Raw genomic sequence first — 17355 nt, 5'->3', positions numbered from 1 at the left:
TTGGTCTTTTTGGTCTCTTAGTCAGAATGTACGATATATTTATTCACAGGCCGTCCTACCCCGCCATATTGCATATCTAATTTCAGCTCGCCTTCTTTAACGAGAAAGTCTAAATACCGGCGTGCCGTGACGCGGGCAATGCCAAGTGCATTGGCGACTTCTTCTGCAGACTGCGCGCCTTCCTGCAAGCCCATATACGCTTTAATTTCGTTCATCGTATGCACATTCAGCCCTTTAGGAAGCCAAGTATCTTCCTGCTTAACAGCAGGCTTTCGTATGATATCATCGAGCATCTCCTGAGAGAATTCTGCTGCAGTTTGGATTTTTGATTTAAACGCCTTATAGCTTTCAAGTGATTCTTTCATTCGTTCAAATTTGAATGGTTTAATAATATAATCCCGCGCACCATTTTGAAGCATGATGCCGATGGTCTCTTTGTCCTTCGCTGCTGAAATGACAATCACGTCCACTTTCATCTTCTGTTTTCTGATGTCTTGCAGCGTTTTGACGCCATCCTTTTTTGGCATATAGACATCAAGTACCACGAGGTCTGGACGAATTTCTTTGATCAGCTGGATGCCCTGCTCCCCGTTCCCAGCGACAGCTGCTACTTGAAAGCCAGGAACACTCATAATGAACTCTTTATTCACTTCTTGCACCATCGGGTCATCTTCAATTAACAGCACCTTATTCTGAGTCATCTGTCTCTCTCCTCTATGGTCATTGGGAATTCGATTGAGAAGGTGGTACCAATGCCGATGCTTGATGTGACCTCTACATTTCCCATCCCTTTGTCGATAATCGTTTTTACAATATACAGGCCATAGCCTGTTCCGCCCTCTTTGCCATGTGTGAAGCCTTTATCGAAAATAGAAGGAATCATTTCTTCTTCGATCCCGGATCCATTGTCTTCAATTAAAATTGCGAGAACATCCTCCGTTTGATCGATACTAATGGAAATGACTTTTGTGTCTCTTTCTACAGTATCATACGAAGCAAAGGCGTTCTCAATGAGATTTCCGAGCAGCTTTGTCATATCATGCTGATCAAGCCGTTCAGGGAAATCACGCAGACAGCTATGTTCATCTACTTCGACCATGATGCCAAGCTCCTTGCCCCTTCTGATTTTGCTCATCAATAACCCTGCGACAGCATCATGCTCTATGACGCGATGAAGAAAGTCCGTCACATGTTCCTGCTCCTCTGTCGTTTGAAAGGCTAGATCGAGCGCCTGATCGGCTTTACCAAGCTGAATCAGCCCGGCAATCGTATGAAGCTTATTCATATGTTCATGGTTTTGCACCCGCAAACCGTCCACAAAGTTCTTAACCCCTGTGAGCTCCTCCGCCAATTTTGCTGCTTCTGTCCGGTCCTGAAAAATGGCGACCGCTCCGATGATCTTCTTTTTCATGACAATCGGAATCCGGCTGCTCATGATCCGCTTTCCGCTCATATGGATTTCTTCATTGTAGACGGGTTCTGCGCGATCAATAATTTCAGGAAGTCTCGTATCAGACAGCACACCCCAAATATTCCGGCCCACGACATCACCTGTTACGCCAAAAATCTGCTTCGCCTTCTCATTAAAAATGGTGATCATGTGCTGATTATCAATGGCGATGACCCCTTCATTAATAGAGTGAAAGGTTGCAGTGCGTTCCTCTAGCATTCTGACAATCTCATGCGGCTCCAGCTTAAACATTTGCTGTTTAATATGACGGGCGAGCAAAAATGAACCCACAAGCCCAAAGCTGAGCGTCAGCAGGAGGATCATGAGGATATCCTGCTTCATTTCTCCTAATATATCTGCCATACTTGGCAGAGTTCTTCCTACAAGCACAACCCCTGTTTGATTAAATTGATCATCCTTGACTGGATAAAAAGCTCTGATAGCTGTTCCAAGCTCTCCCTCTGCTTCTGAGAAATAAATATGCTCTGCAAAAGCCGGCTCTTCATCAGTTCCTTCTGAGCGCTGGCCAATCCTCGTTTTCACTGGATGCGTTAATCTCACATGATCCATATCCATCACGACAATATAGTCAGCATCTTGAATAATCCGAATCTCTTCGATTGCATGCTGTAATTGATCACGATCCTTTGTCTGATCAGCTAACGCCTGCTTCACCTCATTCATCTCAGCCACGGTTCTCGCCGTGTTCATGAGTCTTTTTCGAAGCTCCCGTTCCTCTGTCTGCTGAATTCCCCCAACGAGAACAATTCCTCCGATTAAAAGGGCGAAAATGACAACGAAATATGTGAGGATGGTAAGCTTCCATCTAATAGATAATTGTTGTAATTTCAATCGATTTCTCATCATTTTTCCACCTGTATCTTTACGGATTCTTCCTCTGTCAAGTATGCTTGACATAAGGGGGATCTGACGCATGAAGAATTTACTCGCTTATACACTATTGCTCTTGATCGGTTTTGTAACCGCTTTATACTTTGGTTTTTATCATATGATGCCAAAATCAGCGACAACCTTTGATGATGAACAGACAGGGCTGAAGGACCAGCTAGTGTTCAAATTCAGCCATGTCGTGGCAGACAATACACCTAAAGGACTTGCTGCAAAGAAATTTGCTGAGCTCGTGCACGAAAAATCCGATGGAAAGATCAGCATTCAAATTTTCTCCAATGGAAGCCTTTATTCTGATATTGAAGAAATAAATGCACTCAAAGAGAATCAAGTTCAATTTATTGCTCCGTCTACCTCGAAGCTCGGCATGCTGTCCCCTGAGTGGCTGGCACTTGATCTTCCCTTTGCTTTTTCAAATTACAATGCGGTTCAAGAAGGCCTGCAAGGTGCAATTGGACAAAGGTTGTTTGGCACGCTGCAAAAAGATGGGTTAAAGGGAATGGCTTATTGGACAAATGGCTTTAAGCAAATTACTTCTAATAAAGGGCCAATCAAACAGCCGGCTGATTTAAAAAACCAGTCTCTCCGCATTATGCAAAGCGACATGATTGAAAAACAATTCAAACTCCTTGGCGCAAAGCCCTATCAGGAATCATTTAATTCAACGTTTCAGCTATTAGAAACCAAAAAAGTAGACGGTGAAGAAAATACCATTTCAAATATTTATTCAAAAAAATTCTATCATATACAAGACTATATGACGATCAGCAATCACGGGTATTTAGGCTATGTGGTCTTAACAGATCAATCTTTCTTTGACCGCCAGACACCCGAAACGAAACGAATTTTACTTGAAGCCATGGAAGAAACAACGGCTTGGAATGAAAAGCATGCAGAACAGATGAACAAAGATCAGCTGGAGGACATTAAACGTGAATCGCCGATTGCCATTCATGAATTGACGCCAGCTGAAAAGCAAAAATGGATGAAAGCCCTTGATCCTTTGTATGATGAAGCCGAAAAAACGATCGGCTCCACCCTCATCAAACAGATCCGCGAACTGCGTGCACGTTATGAACACTCACCCATTCATGCTTTTCAGGAAGAGGATGAGAGCAAATAAAAAATCCCTTTGATATGGGATTTTTTTATGCGCCGGACTCACTCTGTTCTTGCTGCGTGAGCTCTTCTAATCTTGTTAAAATTCTTCGCTTTCGGTATTGCATCATGCCTGTTTCGGCAATTCCTTTTAATTGTGAGCGGTTTGAAACGGCACCAAACAAAATTCCGGCGATGGGAACAAGTTGAAATAGTTTCTTCCAGCCGAACGAATCCCGGTAATTATAGACGACCTCACGCCACCCTTGGATTTGGGAAATCATGTTTTCATGCTTACCTTCGGATGCATGATAGCTTTTGAGTTCTTTTAGAATCGATTTCTTTCCAACGACATCCGCGGAGTTCAGCTGCAAGCATTTAATGATGAAGACCCGCTCGTCTTTGTTTTTAGGATCATAGCCATAGGTAACGGCAATATCCTGTAATGTTTTCAGGGAGAGACCCAGGACCGCAGGGATATCAGCGGCTAGCGTAAACATTCCGCCGACACCAGTTGTCGCCCCTTGCACCGTCGCGAGATTCGTTCTGTTTTTCCCCATATGTTCACTAATGGCATCCATCATTTCGATCGGGGCCTTTCCAATATCCTCTATACGCTGAATGGATTCGCCCTCACACTTCTTTTGAAATTGTTGAATGATGCCTTTTTCCGATGTCAAATAGGCACCGCCAGATTGAATGTAATGACCCATTTCATCAAGCAGCACACCGATTTTTTTCTGAATAAAAGCAGGCGTCAGCTTGTCCAGCATTTGAAATGGAAGGCGGCTGAGCTTCTCCCAAAACCATACCTTTTGCTGGTCTTTCTCCCACTTTTCGATCTCCTTTAATTGTGCTTTTAGCCATTCTCTTTCCTCCATGCCATATGCCTCCTTAGATGCCGCTGAAGTATTTGTCTGTTATTATACACAATCCTTGTCCATCATACGTATAGAACATTGAAGCGGTTCCGAAAGGTTTTAATCTTTTTCAAAACGGTTATTGCTTAATAAACAAACAAAAGAGGAGTGATCAACATGTTAGGATTTCTAATTTCATTAGTTGTGGCGATTGTCATTGGTCTCATTGGGAGTGCACTCGCTGGAGGCAGTGTACCAGGAGGATGGATCGGCTCAATGATTGCCGGGTTTGTAGGCGCTTGGATTGGTCATGGATTACTTGGAACGTGGGGTCCTAGTCTGGCAGGCTTTGCGATCATTCCAGCGATCTTAGGAGCAGCCATCTTTGTCATTATTTTAAGCCTGATCTTCCGCAGCGTGGGATCAAGGGTATCTTAAAAAAACAAATAACAGAGGAAGCAGTAGGGACACCGTCTAAGAGGCGGTGTTTTTTATGTTGCGCGTTGACAAGGTATCTATTTTTTTCACTTACATATGATAAACAAACCTATTAGTTCAGATAGTTGACTTTTCATGAAGATGGGCATATGATGATTAAAAATTGCATGAAGGAAACTTTTTGTGCCCAAGCAAAACTTTGTAGAATCTAGGTGATGACATATGACAAACAAATACATCGAGGCACAGGCACACATGTCAGCGGCAGCTGAACGTGCACTTGAAGGTAAGGTCAAAGGATTTAGAAGGCTTCTTCCTTTTCTAGGCCCTGCTTTTATCGCTGCCATTGCATATATTGATCCAGGGAATTTTGCCACCAACATTGCGGCTGGCTCTAAATATGGATATCTTCTCTTATGGGTCATTCTTATATCAAATCTCATGGCGCTGCTCATCCAATCCTTATCCGCAAAGCTTGGAATAGCGACAGGGAAAAACTTACCTGAAATCGCACGTGAAGAGTTTCCGAAACCCGTCTCCATTGGTTTATGGATTCAGGGCGAACTCGTTATTATTGCCACAGATTTAGCTGAATTTATTGGAGCGGCACTTGGTTTATACTTGCTCTTTCGGATTCCTTTGCTTGAAGCATCTATTATTGCAGCCATCGGATCATTTGCGATTTTAGAATTGCAAAGAAGAGGATATCGAGCATTAGAAGCCGGCATCACCGGCATGCTGTTCGTTGTCGTGATCGCTTTCGCTGTGCAAACCTTTGTCGCCAAGCCTGATATGGCAAGTGTCGCAGGCGGGCTTTTCATTCCAAAATTTGAAGGCACAGATAGTGTACTGCTTGCAGCTGGAATTTTAGGTGCCACTGTAATGCCGCACGCGATCTATTTACATTCAGCATTAACCCAAAGAAGAGTCGTCGGCAGAACGGAAAAGGAGAAAAAACAGATTTTCCGCTTTGAGTTTTTAGATATCCTCATTGCGATGCTAGTCGCTGGAGCCATCAATGCCAGTATGTTGATTGTGGCAGCCGCTCTATTTTATAAAAATGGTCTCTTTGTTGAAGATCTGGATGTTGCGTTCCAGCATTTTAGCACACTCGCAGGTCCTGTATCAGCTATCTTATTTGGTGTAGGCCTGCTTGTAGCAGGACTATCAAGCTCTTCTGTCGGTACATTGTCAGGCGATATCATTATGCAGGGTTTTATTCAATACCGGATTCCGCTGTATGTCCGCCGGCTGATTACTATGATTCCCCCTATTGTGATCATTGCATCTGGGGTGAATCCGACATCCGCACTTGTGATGAGTCAGGTGGTCTTATCCTTTGGTATTGCCTTTGCTTTAATTCCGCTCATTTTATTTACAAGTAAAAAACGAATTATGGGCGAATTAACGAATGCCCGCTGGGTAACAGGAATATCTTGGGTGATAGCAGCTCTTGTTGTCGCACTCAATCTCTTTTTAATTGTGGATACATTTATGTAAAAGACAGTAGTGATGCTGTCTTTTTCTTTTCATATGGTTATGGTAAAATTCCCCTGAGAGGATGTGGGCACATGTTTTTTTATCAAGATCAAGAGATATCCATGCGGCTGCTTGAGCCAAGAGACGCACGAAGTCTATATTTGCTCATTCAGCGGTCAAGAGAGCATTTACGTGAATGGATGCTTTGGGTGGATTCAACGAAAACAGAAGAAGACAGCATGGCGTTCATTCAAGGCGCAATGCAGCAAGCCATGCAGAACAACGGTTTTCAAGCGGGCATCTGGTCACATGGAGAACTTGTCGGGATCATCGGCACCCACCAAATTCATTGGATCGACAGGACTGTTTCAATTGGCTATTGGCTCGGAGAAGGCTATCAAGGAAAAGGCATTATGACAAAAGCATGCAAAGCAGTCATTCATTATTTATTTGAAGATTGTGGACTGCACCGCATTGAAATCAGGGCTGCTGTCGATAACCTGAAGAGCAGACGCATCGCAGAGCGATTATCCTTTTCGCTTGAAGGCATTTTGAGACAATGTGAATGGCTGGGCGACCGCTTTACGGATCATTGTGTATACGCCCTTTTGCAGCCTGAATATATGAAAGAAAAAACGCATTCTATGAATCAGCCCACGTAATTGTGTCGATTGCATGAATTATTTTACAAAGTGAAGCTTTGTAGTATCGATTGCGATCAGCATCTGATAAAATAGAAGGAAAAATCGAGGTATGAAGTATGTCTCTTATCATTTTATTTTACTTATGGATTGTCCCTTTATTATTTGGCATTTTCTTCTCATTCTTAACAAAGAAAGCCACATACAAACGCCGCTTTGTCCCATCATATAGCATGGCAGGACTCAGCATCATTTTTCTCATTCTGGCACTTGTCTTTTCAGCCAGCCATTTTCTATTCATTTGCGGTATGTTCCTATTTGCCACCACCCTTGTCGGCACAGGCATCCCTTTATTTTTAGCCTTTACAAAAACACCATCATAAACAAAAACCACCTTTTCGCAATGGAAAGGTGGTTTCTTTTTTATTGATTTGGCATTCTGTAAGTCACAGTGGCATCTTGATTGGCTTCAATTACTTTCACAATGTCTTGAAGGATCTCTGCTGCACGATCGTTTGAATCATACTTACCGAGCGTCTTGACCCAAGTATCGCTTCCTGCGATCATCCCTTCAATCTTTTTGCCGGCTACTGTGATTTCGTGGACATGAACGAAACTTTGCTGGTTTTGTGTGAAAATCCATAGCATGGTTTTAGCTCCTTTTTTGTGGTGATTGGATTAGTTTAACATGTAATTTCCAATTATGAGTGGGTGATTGAGTTTGCAAGTGCATTTTCAGTTTAAAAAACCTTGATATTTCGTAAAAAAATCAAGGTTAACATAGTATCGTAATCTTTTAGTTTTTATGTCATCATTTAGACGTTAAAATTACATAGGTTCTTTTACTGGCAAAGCTCCATTCATTATTCTTTTATTAATTGTTCACTTTCACTCATCAGATATAGCATCGTCGTAATCCTGTAATTCTTCCATTATTTCTTTTAATCGCTCAATACTATTGATCAATTCATCGTAAGAAATTTCTTGATAATTAAATATTCCTTCACCATATTCATCACTATCAAAGATTTTCACATCCGCTCCCAAATTCAGTAAAGCATCAACTAATTCCTTTAAACTTTCCATACTATCAATATCATTTGCATCCGTTTCGGAAAAAAAGTCCTTGTTTTCAATCCCACTTTTTATATCTGTAATTCCTAAACCGGTGTACTTTCTTAAAGGTAATACATATTTATTAATTGGACCTTTTGAGCTTATCTTAATAGCTATCTTACTCATATTTTTCCTCCCTATTAAAATTCCTCTAAATAATCTGGATTAACAGGTCTACCAGGTGCATTTTTGCTATAACTTCCTCCATGCCAACCCTTTAAATGTTCTCTTCCAGTCACAGGATAAATTAATTCTCCTCTATTACTGATATGTGGATAATTCATAGCATTGTAAGTATGGTGTCCGATAATGGATTTCCCATTATATTGTGGTTTTTTGCTTTTTAAAATCTCTTGTTTTTGTTCATTAGTCCAATTCCTTGTTGTAGATTCTCCATCTAAAATTCTTTTCTTTTCTTGTTTCCAGAATTCAGTAACCCCTGCAGCCCTTCTTTTGGAGAATCTTTTATCCCATTGATATCGTTTATACTCTTCCTTTGTAACAGTACGATTTTCAATCTTTTCCTTTATTTTCTTCTGCTGATTCCGACTTAACGATTTGTAAGGTGTAACTTTTGTAGTTAAATCTAATTCTACTTTCTGTACCCTCTGAGCAATAATTTCTTCACCTACTGCTACTTTTTTATTACTCAAAGTTTTTTCTGTACTCTTAATCCCCATCTTCCCATGAAACCCTTTCGCTCCAAACGGCAAAAGCATTCCAAGAGCCGCATTCATACTCGCTTCCTGCTGTTCTTTTGAGATCTTGTTTCCAAACATGTCTCGGCCTGTGATCGCTTCGCTGAAGCCGTTGGTGGCGGTGAGGCCGTATAAGCCTTTTTGCGATGTTTTTAAGGCGTCAAAGGATTTTTGTGATGTCTTATAGATGTCGACTGCCCTGACCGCAGCTGATGTGGCTTGAGTGGTTTTATAGACAGCTTTTCCGCCTTTGAAAATGCGGCCTGCCCAGCCGACGATTGGGATGTAGCCTGCTGCTGCCATGCCACCTGCGGCGACTCGCTGTCCTGCCGTGAGCTCTTCACCTGTGATTGGATCAACGCCTGTTGCGGCACGTTTTGCATCGTTCACGCCGGTCAGTTCATTCACGATGTTTCCACCATAATCGAGGGCTTTTTCATACCAAGGGCGGTTGGCGAGTGCTTCTTGTTCCTTTGCGATTTCGCGGGCTTCTTCTTGTTCTTTTTTGATTTTCAGATATTCAGAAGTTTGCTTCTCAATATCGCTTTTTGCCTTGTAGATTTCGCTATTTTGATAGGCTTTCTTGTCAAAATTCATAGGCGAAATCGCTTTTCCGTCATTTGTCGCATTCATCATTTCAGCGTACAATGCCATTGTAGCTTGCTTTTCCGTCTCTGACAAAGCATATTCATCTTTTAAATTTTGATCAAGCTCTCTCAGGTCTTTGACCGTCTTTTTTCGTTCATCTTCCGCATCTTCTATTTTTTCATCAAAGGTTTGGCTATCAAATACCTCTAGGGAAATGAGGTCATCAATGTCTTGAAAAATCGTTTTGAGTGCCTTTTTTTGATCTTTCACAATGCTTTTGGCATTCTTGATGCCCATATGTACTGCGTTGTCTAAAAAGTGTTCTTCTACAAAGGTATCGCCGCCAAAGCTCGTATCATCCAGTATCCCAGAAACACCTTCATGAAAGGCTTTTTGCTTATCAATGAAGCTGATAAACATGTCTACATTTCCAGCAAGCTCTTTATAAAAGCTTTTAATGTTATCGGCTCCTTTCCCAGTGAAATCATCACCGAGGTTGGCAACACCTTGTAATGCCTTTTTTAAATCTACCATTTGTTCGCGGAGTTCCTGGTAGTGTTTTGCCCTTGTATCCATGGCACTGGTTAGTGCTTTTGCATCAAGTATCTTACCCAGAAGAAGTCACTCCCTCCATTATTGATCATAAAGTCTATTTTACCTTTCTCAGCGAATTGGAAAAATAGGCTTTAAGTTACAAAAATAATTTCCAGATATTTTTAGAGAGAATAAAACAAGTGATAATTGAAATGTTTTTTCCTTTCAGCAAAAAAAGTCAGTCCTCTTTTGAGAGGACCGACTACATTTTGTTTAGAAAAAGCGTTTTAAACTTTTCTTGAGTGGAGGGATATCCAGCTCGCCTTTTTCAAAGAATTTTTTCAGTAAGTACTTACTAAAACCAGCTGCTTGTGTGTACGTAATTTTCCCAGGTAACGGCGGTTCATTGGTGACAGCAACATCAATAATGACGGGTTTATCTGATTGAAGGGCTGTATCAAAGGCTGGAGCTAGTTCTTCATGTGATGACACAGAGATTCCTTTGCCGCCACATGCTTCTGCGAACTTAGCAAAATCAATATCTTCCAGCTCTATACCATAATTGATGTTTCCTTTTACCTGTTGTTCATATTCAATCATTCCAAGGTTGTTGTTGTTTAAGATCACAACAACGATCGGCAGTTTATATTTTACCGCTGTCACAAAGTCTTGCATGACCATTGTGAAGCCACCATCTCCGCAGACTGCAACCGCTTGACGATTCGGTTCATTTAACTTAGCAGAGATCGCTCCAGGCAAACCACAGCCCATTGTGGCAAGCCAGCTGGAGATGATGAAATCCTGCTGTTTCATTTCGAAATGGCGGGCCATCCATACGGTTACATTCCCTACATCAACAGAAAGAATGGCGTCGTCTTCAACTGCTTCTTCTAGTCTAGCAATGACTTGCTGCGGTTTAAGCGGTGATGTGGCAACGGATTTGTCCTTATCCATTTCTTCTCGCCATTTCATCATATGCTCTGTACAAGCTTCAAGGAAACCACGCTGCTCTTTATATTCAATGTAGGAGGTCAGTTCCTGCAAACCACTCTTGCTGTCACTCACGATCCCTACGTCTACTGGATATCTTTTACCGATTTGATCTGGTTTAATATCCAGTTGAATGGCAGGTGTGTCCTCTGGTAAGTAGTCTCTATATGGAAAGGAAGTTCCAAGCATAATTAAGAGATCACACTCTTCCATCGCTTCATAAGCTGGCTTCGTTCCAATTTGACCTAGGTTTCCTAAAAAGTATGGATGCCTGTCTGGCACAACCCCTTTTGCAGGAAGTGTGATGACGATAGGTGCAGCAGCCTTTTCTGCAAATGAAAGAAGCTCTTCTTTTGCATTTCGTAATCCTTTACCTGCTAAGATGACTGGCTTCTTCGCATTGTTAATTAGCTGTGCTGCCTTTAGCAGTTGATCTTTCTTTGGACGTACTTCTCCCTCAACATAAAGAGGAGATGTATAAACTGGCTTACGCTTAATTTTTTGAGAAAATAAGTCATCTGATACGGTGAGAACAGCCACCCCTTTATGGGTATAAGCTGCTTTAATGGCTTGATTCAATAAATCAGGCAGCGCTTCTGCTGTTTGTACCTGCTGATTAAAGACAGCGACGTCGTCAAACATCCGCTCTAATTTGATTTCTTGAAATGTGTCTCTTCCTACTTCATTCGACGCAACCTGCCCTGCAATTGCTAAAACGGGTGCGCCATCTGCTTTTGCATCGTATAGTCCATTTAATAAGTGGACAGCACCCGGTCCAGCGATGGATAAGCAGACACCGAGCTTACCTGTTAGTTTGGCATCAGCCGCCGCTGAGAGTGCCGCCACTTCTTCATGTCTCGTTTGTATAAATTGTATTTGGCTTGATTCATGCCTAAGCTCTTCAATCAATTCGTTTATGCTGTCGCCGGGCATTCCATAAATATGTTTTACGCCCCACTCTTCCAGTAGCGCTGTTACTTCTTTTCCTGCGGTTCTTTGCGGCATGTGAGAAAACTCCTTTTTTCTTACTCCATACCACCGCACCCTTTTGATCAAACGTTTCAACTTGCTGCTACTTTTTAAAATGATATGGAAGGGTGGCGACCACAATATCCCGTTTCCATAATAGACGGAATCTTAATAAAAAGGCAGATTGGTTATGCAAGATCGTATGCCATCTTTTTTTCGGGATAAATTGAGGTACAAGCACCATCACTTTATATTGATGCGCATTTGCTTTAGCCTCAACCGTTTCAAGAAATTTATCAAGCGGATGAATAAGACTTCGATAAGACGAATGCAATATCACAAGCCGCACACCGCTGTTCAGTTTTTCCCAATCCGCTTCAATTTTCTTATCTTTTTCTTTATCAAAAGATACATGAACTGCTATGACTTGCTCTGATAAGGATTTTGCATATTGAACAGATTGCTCGACGACTCGTGTTACTCCTGCTATCGGCACGATGACCACATTTCCTTTAATCTCAACAGGCTCTGTTTCATTCATTAAACGCAGTTGTTCTCCGACAGACAGATAATGCTTTTTTATGGAATGAAAGATCAATAGCACAATTGGCATGAAAACAAATACTGGCCATACAAGATGGAACTTGGTCAAAATGAGAATCATGAGAACCGTGAAAGAAATCAGTGCTCCGACTATATTGATAGGCATTTTCGTTTTCCAGCCCTGCGGTTTTTCACGAATCCACTTCACACACATACCGGTCTGTGACAAGGTAAATGGAATAAATACACCGACAGCATATAGCGGAATGAGGTGTTCCGTTTTCCCATCAAACAACCAAATGAGCAGCATAGAAGCTACACCTAAAAAGATAATGCCATTAGAGTAACCGAGTCGATCCCCTCTTACAGTAAACATGCGCGGCATATATTTATCCTTTGCTAAGTTGACCGCCAATAAAGGAAAGGCTGAAAAGCCGGTGTTTGCCGCTAATATCAAGATTAAAGCTGTGACAGCCTGAATGACATAATAGAAAAATGTACGTCCAAATGTATCTGATGCAATTTGTGATACAACCGTTTCTTCTGGCTTTGGTGAGATGCCAAAACCAAACGCAAGCAATGTCACACCCACAAATAAAACAGCTAGTAATCCACCCATCATCAATAATGTTCTCGCTGCATTTTGTGCAGCTGGTTTTTTAAAGGATGGAATGGTATTTGAAATGGCTTCTACCCCAGTCAGTGCTGAACAGCCAGACGAAAATGCTTTTAATAAAAGAAATAATGTAATGCCAGGTACATGTGTGCCGATCGCTGTATGCTCAGGTGCTGGAGGCACACCTCCTGTTAATAATTTAAAGCCGCCGACTCCAATTAATATAAGGAGTGATATGACAAACAAGTATACGGGATAAGCCAAAATAGATGCCGATTCAGTCAATCCACGAAGGTTAAGCACCATGATCAAAATGACCAATACAATTGAAATCAACACATGATATGGATATAGTGCCGGAAAAGCCGATGTGATGGCATCAGTACCCGCTGATATGCTCACTGCTACAGTCAGAATATAATCTACAAGCAATGATCCGCCAGCGACCAGTCCTGGCTTTTCACCTAAGTTTCTGCTAGAGACGACATAAGCCCCTCCGCCTTCTGGATAAGCATAAATAATTTGGCGGTAAGATAAAATTAACGCCATTAAAAGAATTAATACACAACCTGCAATCGGGAGTGAGTACCAAAATGCTGCTGCACTAACGACTGAAAGAACAATCAAGATTTGTTCTGTACCATATGCAACGGATGACAATGCGTCTGATGACAATAATGCCAACGCTTTGATTTTTGATAGTTTTTGTTCTCCTGCTGCCTGTGATTTTAATGGTTTCCCAATTAAAATACGCTTCATCAAACTGTACATGTGATGCCCGCTCCTTTAGTGTCAAAACGATTTAAGTTACAAAAGATGGATCGCCAAAAAGACACAGAGGCAATAGAATGCCCCTGCGTCTATTGTTTAGATCACAGGTTGGTCTTTGCTCTCTTTAACGCTTACGAGGTTAGCTGACGGATTCGGGCGCATGAGACTTTGCCCTACCTAAAAAGGATTCACCCCACGTGGTGTCCTGCACCACTAATGGTTCCCCCGCTCATTGAAATGATTCAGCGATTGGTCTTTTATAAAAGAGATCATACTCCCGTTTGACACCAAAGTAAAGACATTTTTTCAAGGTCTTTTGATCGTTTATCAATCAGTCTTTTTGCGGTTTTTTCGCACGAAATAAATAATCAGCCCAACCACAAAAATAATCAGCGCAGCGATACATGCAAAGTAAATCCAAGAATCATCGATGCCTTGCTTTTCATCTTTTTGGAGATCATTTATTGTGCTGCTGACCGTTTGATGATTAGAGAACATGTCTTTGTTTTTGCTCTCGATTGCGACTGTTGCCGTTTCCGTATTTGTTTGCAGGAAACGAAGCACTTCATGTGAAAGATCAGCGTCAGCTGCATTCATTCCTGAAAAGACGGTCATTGTCTGTTCTTTATTCCATACAGATGGCTGCGTCCATACGATACGAGCAGTCGTTTCGTTGATCATGCCAAAGGAGGATACATCATACTGATCCTTTTTCACTGGAACGATGAGATCGTCTGCCTTTTCTTTTAAAAGAGAGAACGTTTGAATGCCCCCTATGAAAATGAGAGAGTGATCTTTCAATTGATCATTTGTCACATTTGAAGCTTTGATCAAATGATATTGGGCAGCTTCCGGCTGACTAAATGATTCTGTCAGCATCGCCATTTGATTGATCGTTTCTTGCTTGATTTGATCTGGAATGACGATCAATGTTTTTCCTTGCTGCGATGTGAAAGGAAGCGGCCATGCGGCTAAATCCGGTGTATCACTAGTCGTACCTTCTGGTATTTGAAGAGAGCTGTTCTTATCAATGTAAATCCAGCCTTCTTCATCCGTATGTCTGCAGGATTCCATGTTTTTAAAGCCTGTAGTAACAAATTGCCAATCAATATATTCGTTCTTTTGGAGCACTTGTGAATCTACTGGAATTGACACATGATAGAATCCATTCTCATCTTTGTTTCCTAGTTTTGTTAACGGTACATCGTGTGGTTCGTTATTGATCATGACTGTTAAGCGTTCCGCTTTGTTCGCTATATCAGATTTTTTAAATGATAGATTTAGCTTTGCACCTGATTTTTGATTAGCGATCAATGCCTTCGGATAATAGTAATGTTCAGACGACGTTTTCTTGGTTCCAACTGTGACATCCTCTCCACCGAAATCTTTTAAACGAATTTGATGAGATGGTTTTGATGCTTTAGCCGTAACCTTTTGAAGCAGTAAATCGCTACCAGTGAGCTGACCAGTCAGTTCTGGTTGAGTCAGGACATTGATTTTTTCAGCAATTGTTTTTGGCTGCTTAGCAGTGACAAATAAAATAGGCTGTTCTTTTTTCTTTCCTGACAAGGTTCTCACCGCTAATGTGAGCTGATTGCTTGCTGTTTTCATTTTCGCAGCTTGCTCGATCGATTTTACTCGTCCATCCCAGTTTCCTTTTGCTCCCACAGCAATGGTTGGATGCGCGATTTGCTTGATGTCCTTTTCTTGGACAATTTTGAGGTCTGCTTGGCGGTCTTTGTTTTTCAACGTACGGTATATTTTCATAGCCGCTTCTAATTCAGCTGCTTCCGGTGAATTTGGAATCACAATATCTGTTTGTTCTTTCTGATCACCTGTTTGAATGAAAGGTGAAGGGAAGCTGTCTAACGTCACGTCTTTCTTTTGGGTTCCTTTGAAAGCCAGCTCACTTTCAGGATATACTTTCAGCCAGTTGGCAGGTGTCTCTTGGTTGATACACACACCTTCTTTTAACACGCCATAAAATGCGAGCTGAATTTGATGAGAACCTTTTTTCAATTGCGATTTGCTCAATTTGATTTGAATTGATTTCTTTTGGTTTTTCCCTGATACGAGAATGGTCTTTTCAATCTCTCCATCGATCATGACTGTGAACGAAGATGGCGAAATAAGTAATGGTGAAGCCTCTATATTCAATGTAAAGGTGCTAGACTCTACTTTTTCTTTTTCTATTTGATAGGAAAATTCAGTGCGGTCTTCTTGTCCATACAAGGTCACTACATCTTCTGATAAGTGCTGCGTTTCTGTCTGGCTTCCTTTAGATGAGCGAATCCAGTCATCTTTCACTTGTACTCGGTTTGATTGCGCCATTGCTTGACCCGCCATAAAAAAGGGCTGAATGGCAAGGGATATCATCAATATAAAAATCATCCATTTTACCGATTTCAATTTGTCACCCGCTTTTCTTTTGTTGTTGATCGTAACGCTCGGTTTTGTACCATTTCACTTCTTGTTTGAATAATCGGCTCTTTGCCTCTACACATAAGGAGTACACGACTAGCGCAATCCATACTTGAGAATAAGTGAAGTACATGAGTGCCACAATGAGTATATTTTGTTTGGTGAGCTCCGTTTTCTCAATGCTTAATGTAATCATCACTTCTGTTAGAAAGAGGAAGAAGGCCAATCCCCACAGGATCAGTGCAACAGCTCCTACAGATAAGTGAAGGTCAACAAATAGGTTCACGATAAAGATGCCATTTGAGAGCAGGACACCGAAGAAAAATAAGAAATACGTAAAGAAGAAATAAAACAAATCGAAAATCATTCGTTTTCGTTTCAGCTTCATAAACTGCTTTAAAAATTTGAGTACAACATATTGATTGCCTCGTGCCCAGCGCGTTCTTTGCCGCCACCAGACCTTCCATGTCTCAGGCTCTTGTTCCCATGTAATCGCAGCCGGGAAAAATCGAATGACATAGCCAAGGTTATAGACTCGAATCGTTAATTCAGTGTCCTCAGCCAACGCATGAACATCCCAGCCGCCAAGCTCTTCTAAAATGTGCCGGCGGATGGCGAAGTTCGTGCCTGGTATTGTCGCAATACCAAACCACTTCCATCTACCGCCCTGCGCCATCCATTGGAAGCAGATGGTCTCAATATTAATAAATTTGGTCAGGAGATTTTTGGCTGCATTGATAACCCTGAATTTCCCGACAACAGCGCCTGCCTTCGGGTCATTCAATAAACCAAGAACCAAATGATAGACGGCCTTTTGTTCAGGCATGTTATCTGCATCGTATACGCAGATGACTTCTCCTGTTGAAGCCTTTAAGCCTTCATTCAGTGCAGTGGATTTTCCCTTTCCTGCAAATGGCGGCTTCGTTTCAATCATATGGACATGATCATATTGCTCACTGAATGACTGCACGATGTCTCCTGTGCCATCAGAGGAATTGTCATTAATCACAATGATTTCAAGAAGATGTTTAGGATAGGATAGCTGGACCATTGCTTTTAGCGTTTGCCGGATGACAACTTCTTCATTATGAGCAGGAATTAGAATGCTGACGGTCGGCAGCTCTTTCCCTTGTTTCGTCCATTCAGGCAGCACTTTTTCGTAGGTCAGGTAGTGCTGAAAGCCGCCCTGCATGAGAAACATATGGTATAGGAGCATGATCCAAATCAATATTAA

Annotated in this window: 15 protein-coding genes and 1 riboswitch; of the genes, 5 read left to right on the top strand and 10 right to left on the bottom strand. The window is 41.7% G+C overall.

The window, feature by feature from the left end:
* Window positions 1-17 precede the first annotated feature (17 nt).
* Both NSQ76_RS02725 and NSQ76_RS02720 read right to left on the bottom strand, forming a co-directional pair.
* A complete protein-coding gene (locus tag NSQ76_RS02725) occupies window positions 18-701 on the bottom strand; it encodes a response regulator (RefSeq protein ID WP_341052269.1) in 684 nt (227 codons plus the stop codon).
* Entirely contained in the window at window positions 698-2317 is a 1620-nt protein-coding gene (locus tag NSQ76_RS02720; protein ID WP_029706899.1) for an ATP-binding protein, read from the bottom strand. Before NSQ76_RS02720 ends, NSQ76_RS02725 begins: the two co-directional genes overlap by 4 nt.
* 67 nt (window positions 2318-2384) lie before the next feature.
* Between NSQ76_RS02720 and NSQ76_RS02715 the strand changes: the two genes are divergently transcribed.
* Window positions 2385-3482, top strand: a complete 1098-nt coding sequence (locus tag NSQ76_RS02715; RefSeq protein WP_197172326.1) for a DctP family TRAP transporter solute-binding subunit — start codon at window positions 2385-2387, stop codon at window positions 3480-3482.
* Window positions 3483-3507: 25 nt separating this feature from the next.
* Here the strand turns inward: NSQ76_RS02715 and NSQ76_RS02710 are convergent, their stop codons facing one another.
* Window positions 3508-4338: an EcsC family protein gene (locus NSQ76_RS02710; protein ID WP_341052261.1), complete on the bottom strand. Its 831-nt coding sequence runs from the start codon at window positions 4336-4338 to the stop codon at window positions 3508-3510.
* 156 nt (window positions 4339-4494) lie between these two features.
* Between NSQ76_RS02710 and NSQ76_RS02705 the strand changes: the two genes are divergently transcribed.
* The 4 genes from NSQ76_RS02705 (at window position 4495) to NSQ76_RS02690 (ending at window position 7258) form a co-directional block, all read left to right on the top strand.
* Window positions 4495-4755 carry a GlsB/YeaQ/YmgE family stress response membrane protein gene (locus NSQ76_RS02705; protein ID WP_024427360.1) on the top strand — a complete coding sequence of 87 codons (261 nt, stop codon included), beginning with the start codon at window positions 4495-4497 and terminating at the stop codon, window positions 4753-4755.
* 222 nt (window positions 4756-4977) lie between these two features.
* Entirely contained in the window at window positions 4978-6255 is a 1278-nt protein-coding gene (locus NSQ76_RS02700) for an Nramp family divalent metal transporter (RefSeq protein ID WP_024427359.1), read from the top strand.
* A gap of 71 nt (window positions 6256-6326) precedes the next feature.
* Window positions 6327-6896, top strand: coding sequence for a GNAT family N-acetyltransferase (locus NSQ76_RS02695; RefSeq protein ID WP_024427358.1), 570 nt, complete (start codon window positions 6327-6329; stop codon window positions 6894-6896).
* Window positions 6897-6994: 98 nt separating this feature from the next.
* Window positions 6995-7258, top strand: coding sequence for a response regulator (locus NSQ76_RS02690; RefSeq protein ID WP_341052253.1), 264 nt, complete (start codon window positions 6995-6997; stop codon window positions 7256-7258).
* Between the two features lie 40 nt (window positions 7259-7298).
* Here the strand turns inward: NSQ76_RS02690 and NSQ76_RS02685 are convergent, their stop codons facing one another.
* From NSQ76_RS02685 to NSQ76_RS02655, 7 genes are all read right to left on the bottom strand, one after another.
* Complete coding sequence (locus tag NSQ76_RS02685; protein WP_024425367.1) at window positions 7299-7523, bottom strand: hypothetical protein; 225 nt, start codon at window positions 7521-7523, stop codon at window positions 7299-7301.
* Between the two features lie 240 nt (window positions 7524-7763).
* Window positions 7764-8117, bottom strand: a complete 354-nt coding sequence (locus tag NSQ76_RS02680) for a hypothetical protein (RefSeq protein WP_041107490.1) — start codon at window positions 8115-8117, stop codon at window positions 7764-7766.
* Window positions 8118-8131: 14 nt separating this feature from the next.
* On the bottom strand, window positions 8132-9892 hold the full coding sequence (locus NSQ76_RS02675; protein ID WP_341055753.1) for a T7SS effector LXG polymorphic toxin: 1761 nt from the start codon (window positions 9890-9892) through the stop codon (window positions 8132-8134).
* 192 nt (window positions 9893-10084) lie between these two features.
* Window positions 10085-11806, bottom strand: coding sequence for a pyruvate oxidase (locus tag NSQ76_RS02670; RefSeq protein WP_034622880.1), 1722 nt, complete (start codon window positions 11804-11806; stop codon window positions 10085-10087).
* Window positions 11807-11873: 67 nt separating this feature from the next.
* Window positions 11874-13700, bottom strand: a complete 1827-nt coding sequence (locus tag NSQ76_RS02665; RefSeq protein WP_025093601.1) for an APC family permease — start codon at window positions 13698-13700, stop codon at window positions 11874-11876.
* A 113-nt stretch (window positions 13701-13813) separates the two neighbouring features.
* Window positions 13814-13958, bottom strand: a riboswitch (cyclic di-AMP (ydaO/yuaA leader).
* A gap of 69 nt (window positions 13959-14027) precedes the next feature.
* A complete protein-coding gene (locus NSQ76_RS02660) occupies window positions 14028-16109 on the bottom strand; it encodes a cellulose biosynthesis cyclic di-GMP-binding regulatory protein BcsB (protein WP_341052247.1) in 2082 nt (693 codons plus the stop codon).
* 4 nt (window positions 16110-16113) lie between these two features.
* Complete coding sequence (locus tag NSQ76_RS02655; RefSeq protein WP_175579069.1) at window positions 16114-17337, bottom strand: glycosyltransferase family 2 protein; 1224 nt, start codon at window positions 17335-17337, stop codon at window positions 16114-16116.
* Window positions 17338-17355: the final 18 nt, after the last annotated feature.

It is taken from the genome of Bacillus sp. FSL M8-0256 (assembly GCF_038005765.1).
Classification (GTDB): Bacteria; Bacillota; Bacilli; order Bacillales; family Bacillaceae; genus Bacillus; species Bacillus safensis.
Note: the sequence above shows the minus strand (reverse complement) of the source record. Positions and strands in the feature narration are given on the sequence as shown.

Coding starts and splice junctions, on each gene's coding strand:
- NSQ76_RS02685 (WP_024425367.1), bottom strand. CDS start 7,523: ATGCTATGGATTTTCACACAAAACCAGCAAAGTTTCGTTCATGTCCAC.
- NSQ76_RS02705 (WP_024427360.1), top strand. CDS start 4,495: ATGTTAGGATTTCTAATTTCATTAGTTGTGGCGATTGTCATTGGTCTC.
- NSQ76_RS02665 (WP_025093601.1), bottom strand. CDS start 13,700: ATGTACAGTTTGATGAAGCGTATTTTAATTGGGAAACCATTAAAATCA.
- NSQ76_RS02710 (WP_341052261.1), bottom strand. CDS start 4,338: ATGGAGGAAAGAGAATGGCTAAAAGCACAATTAAAGGAGATCGAAAAG.
- NSQ76_RS02700 (WP_024427359.1), top strand. CDS start 4,978: ATGACAAACAAATACATCGAGGCACAGGCACACATGTCAGCGGCAGCT.
- NSQ76_RS02720 (WP_029706899.1), bottom strand. CDS start 2,317: ATGATGAGAAATCGATTGAAATTACAACAATTATCTATTAGATGGAAG.
- NSQ76_RS02690 (WP_341052253.1), top strand. CDS start 6,995: ATGTCTCTTATCATTTTATTTTACTTATGGATTGTCCCTTTATTATTT.
- NSQ76_RS02680 (WP_041107490.1), bottom strand. CDS start 8,117: ATGAGTAAGATAGCTATTAAGATAAGCTCAAAAGGTCCAATTAATAAA.
- NSQ76_RS02670 (WP_034622880.1), bottom strand. CDS start 11,806: ATGCCGCAAAGAACCGCAGGAAAAGAAGTAACAGCGCTACTGGAAGAG.
- NSQ76_RS02725 (WP_341052269.1), bottom strand. CDS start 701: ATGACTCAGAATAAGGTGCTGTTAATTGAAGATGACCCGATGGTGCAA.
- NSQ76_RS02715 (WP_197172326.1), top strand. CDS start 2,385: ATGAAGAATTTACTCGCTTATACACTATTGCTCTTGATCGGTTTTGTA.
- NSQ76_RS02655 (WP_175579069.1), bottom strand. CDS start 17,337: ATGCTCCTATACCATATGTTTCTCATGCAGGGCGGCTTTCAGCACTAC.
- NSQ76_RS02695 (WP_024427358.1), top strand. CDS start 6,327: ATGTTTTTTTATCAAGATCAAGAGATATCCATGCGGCTGCTTGAGCCA.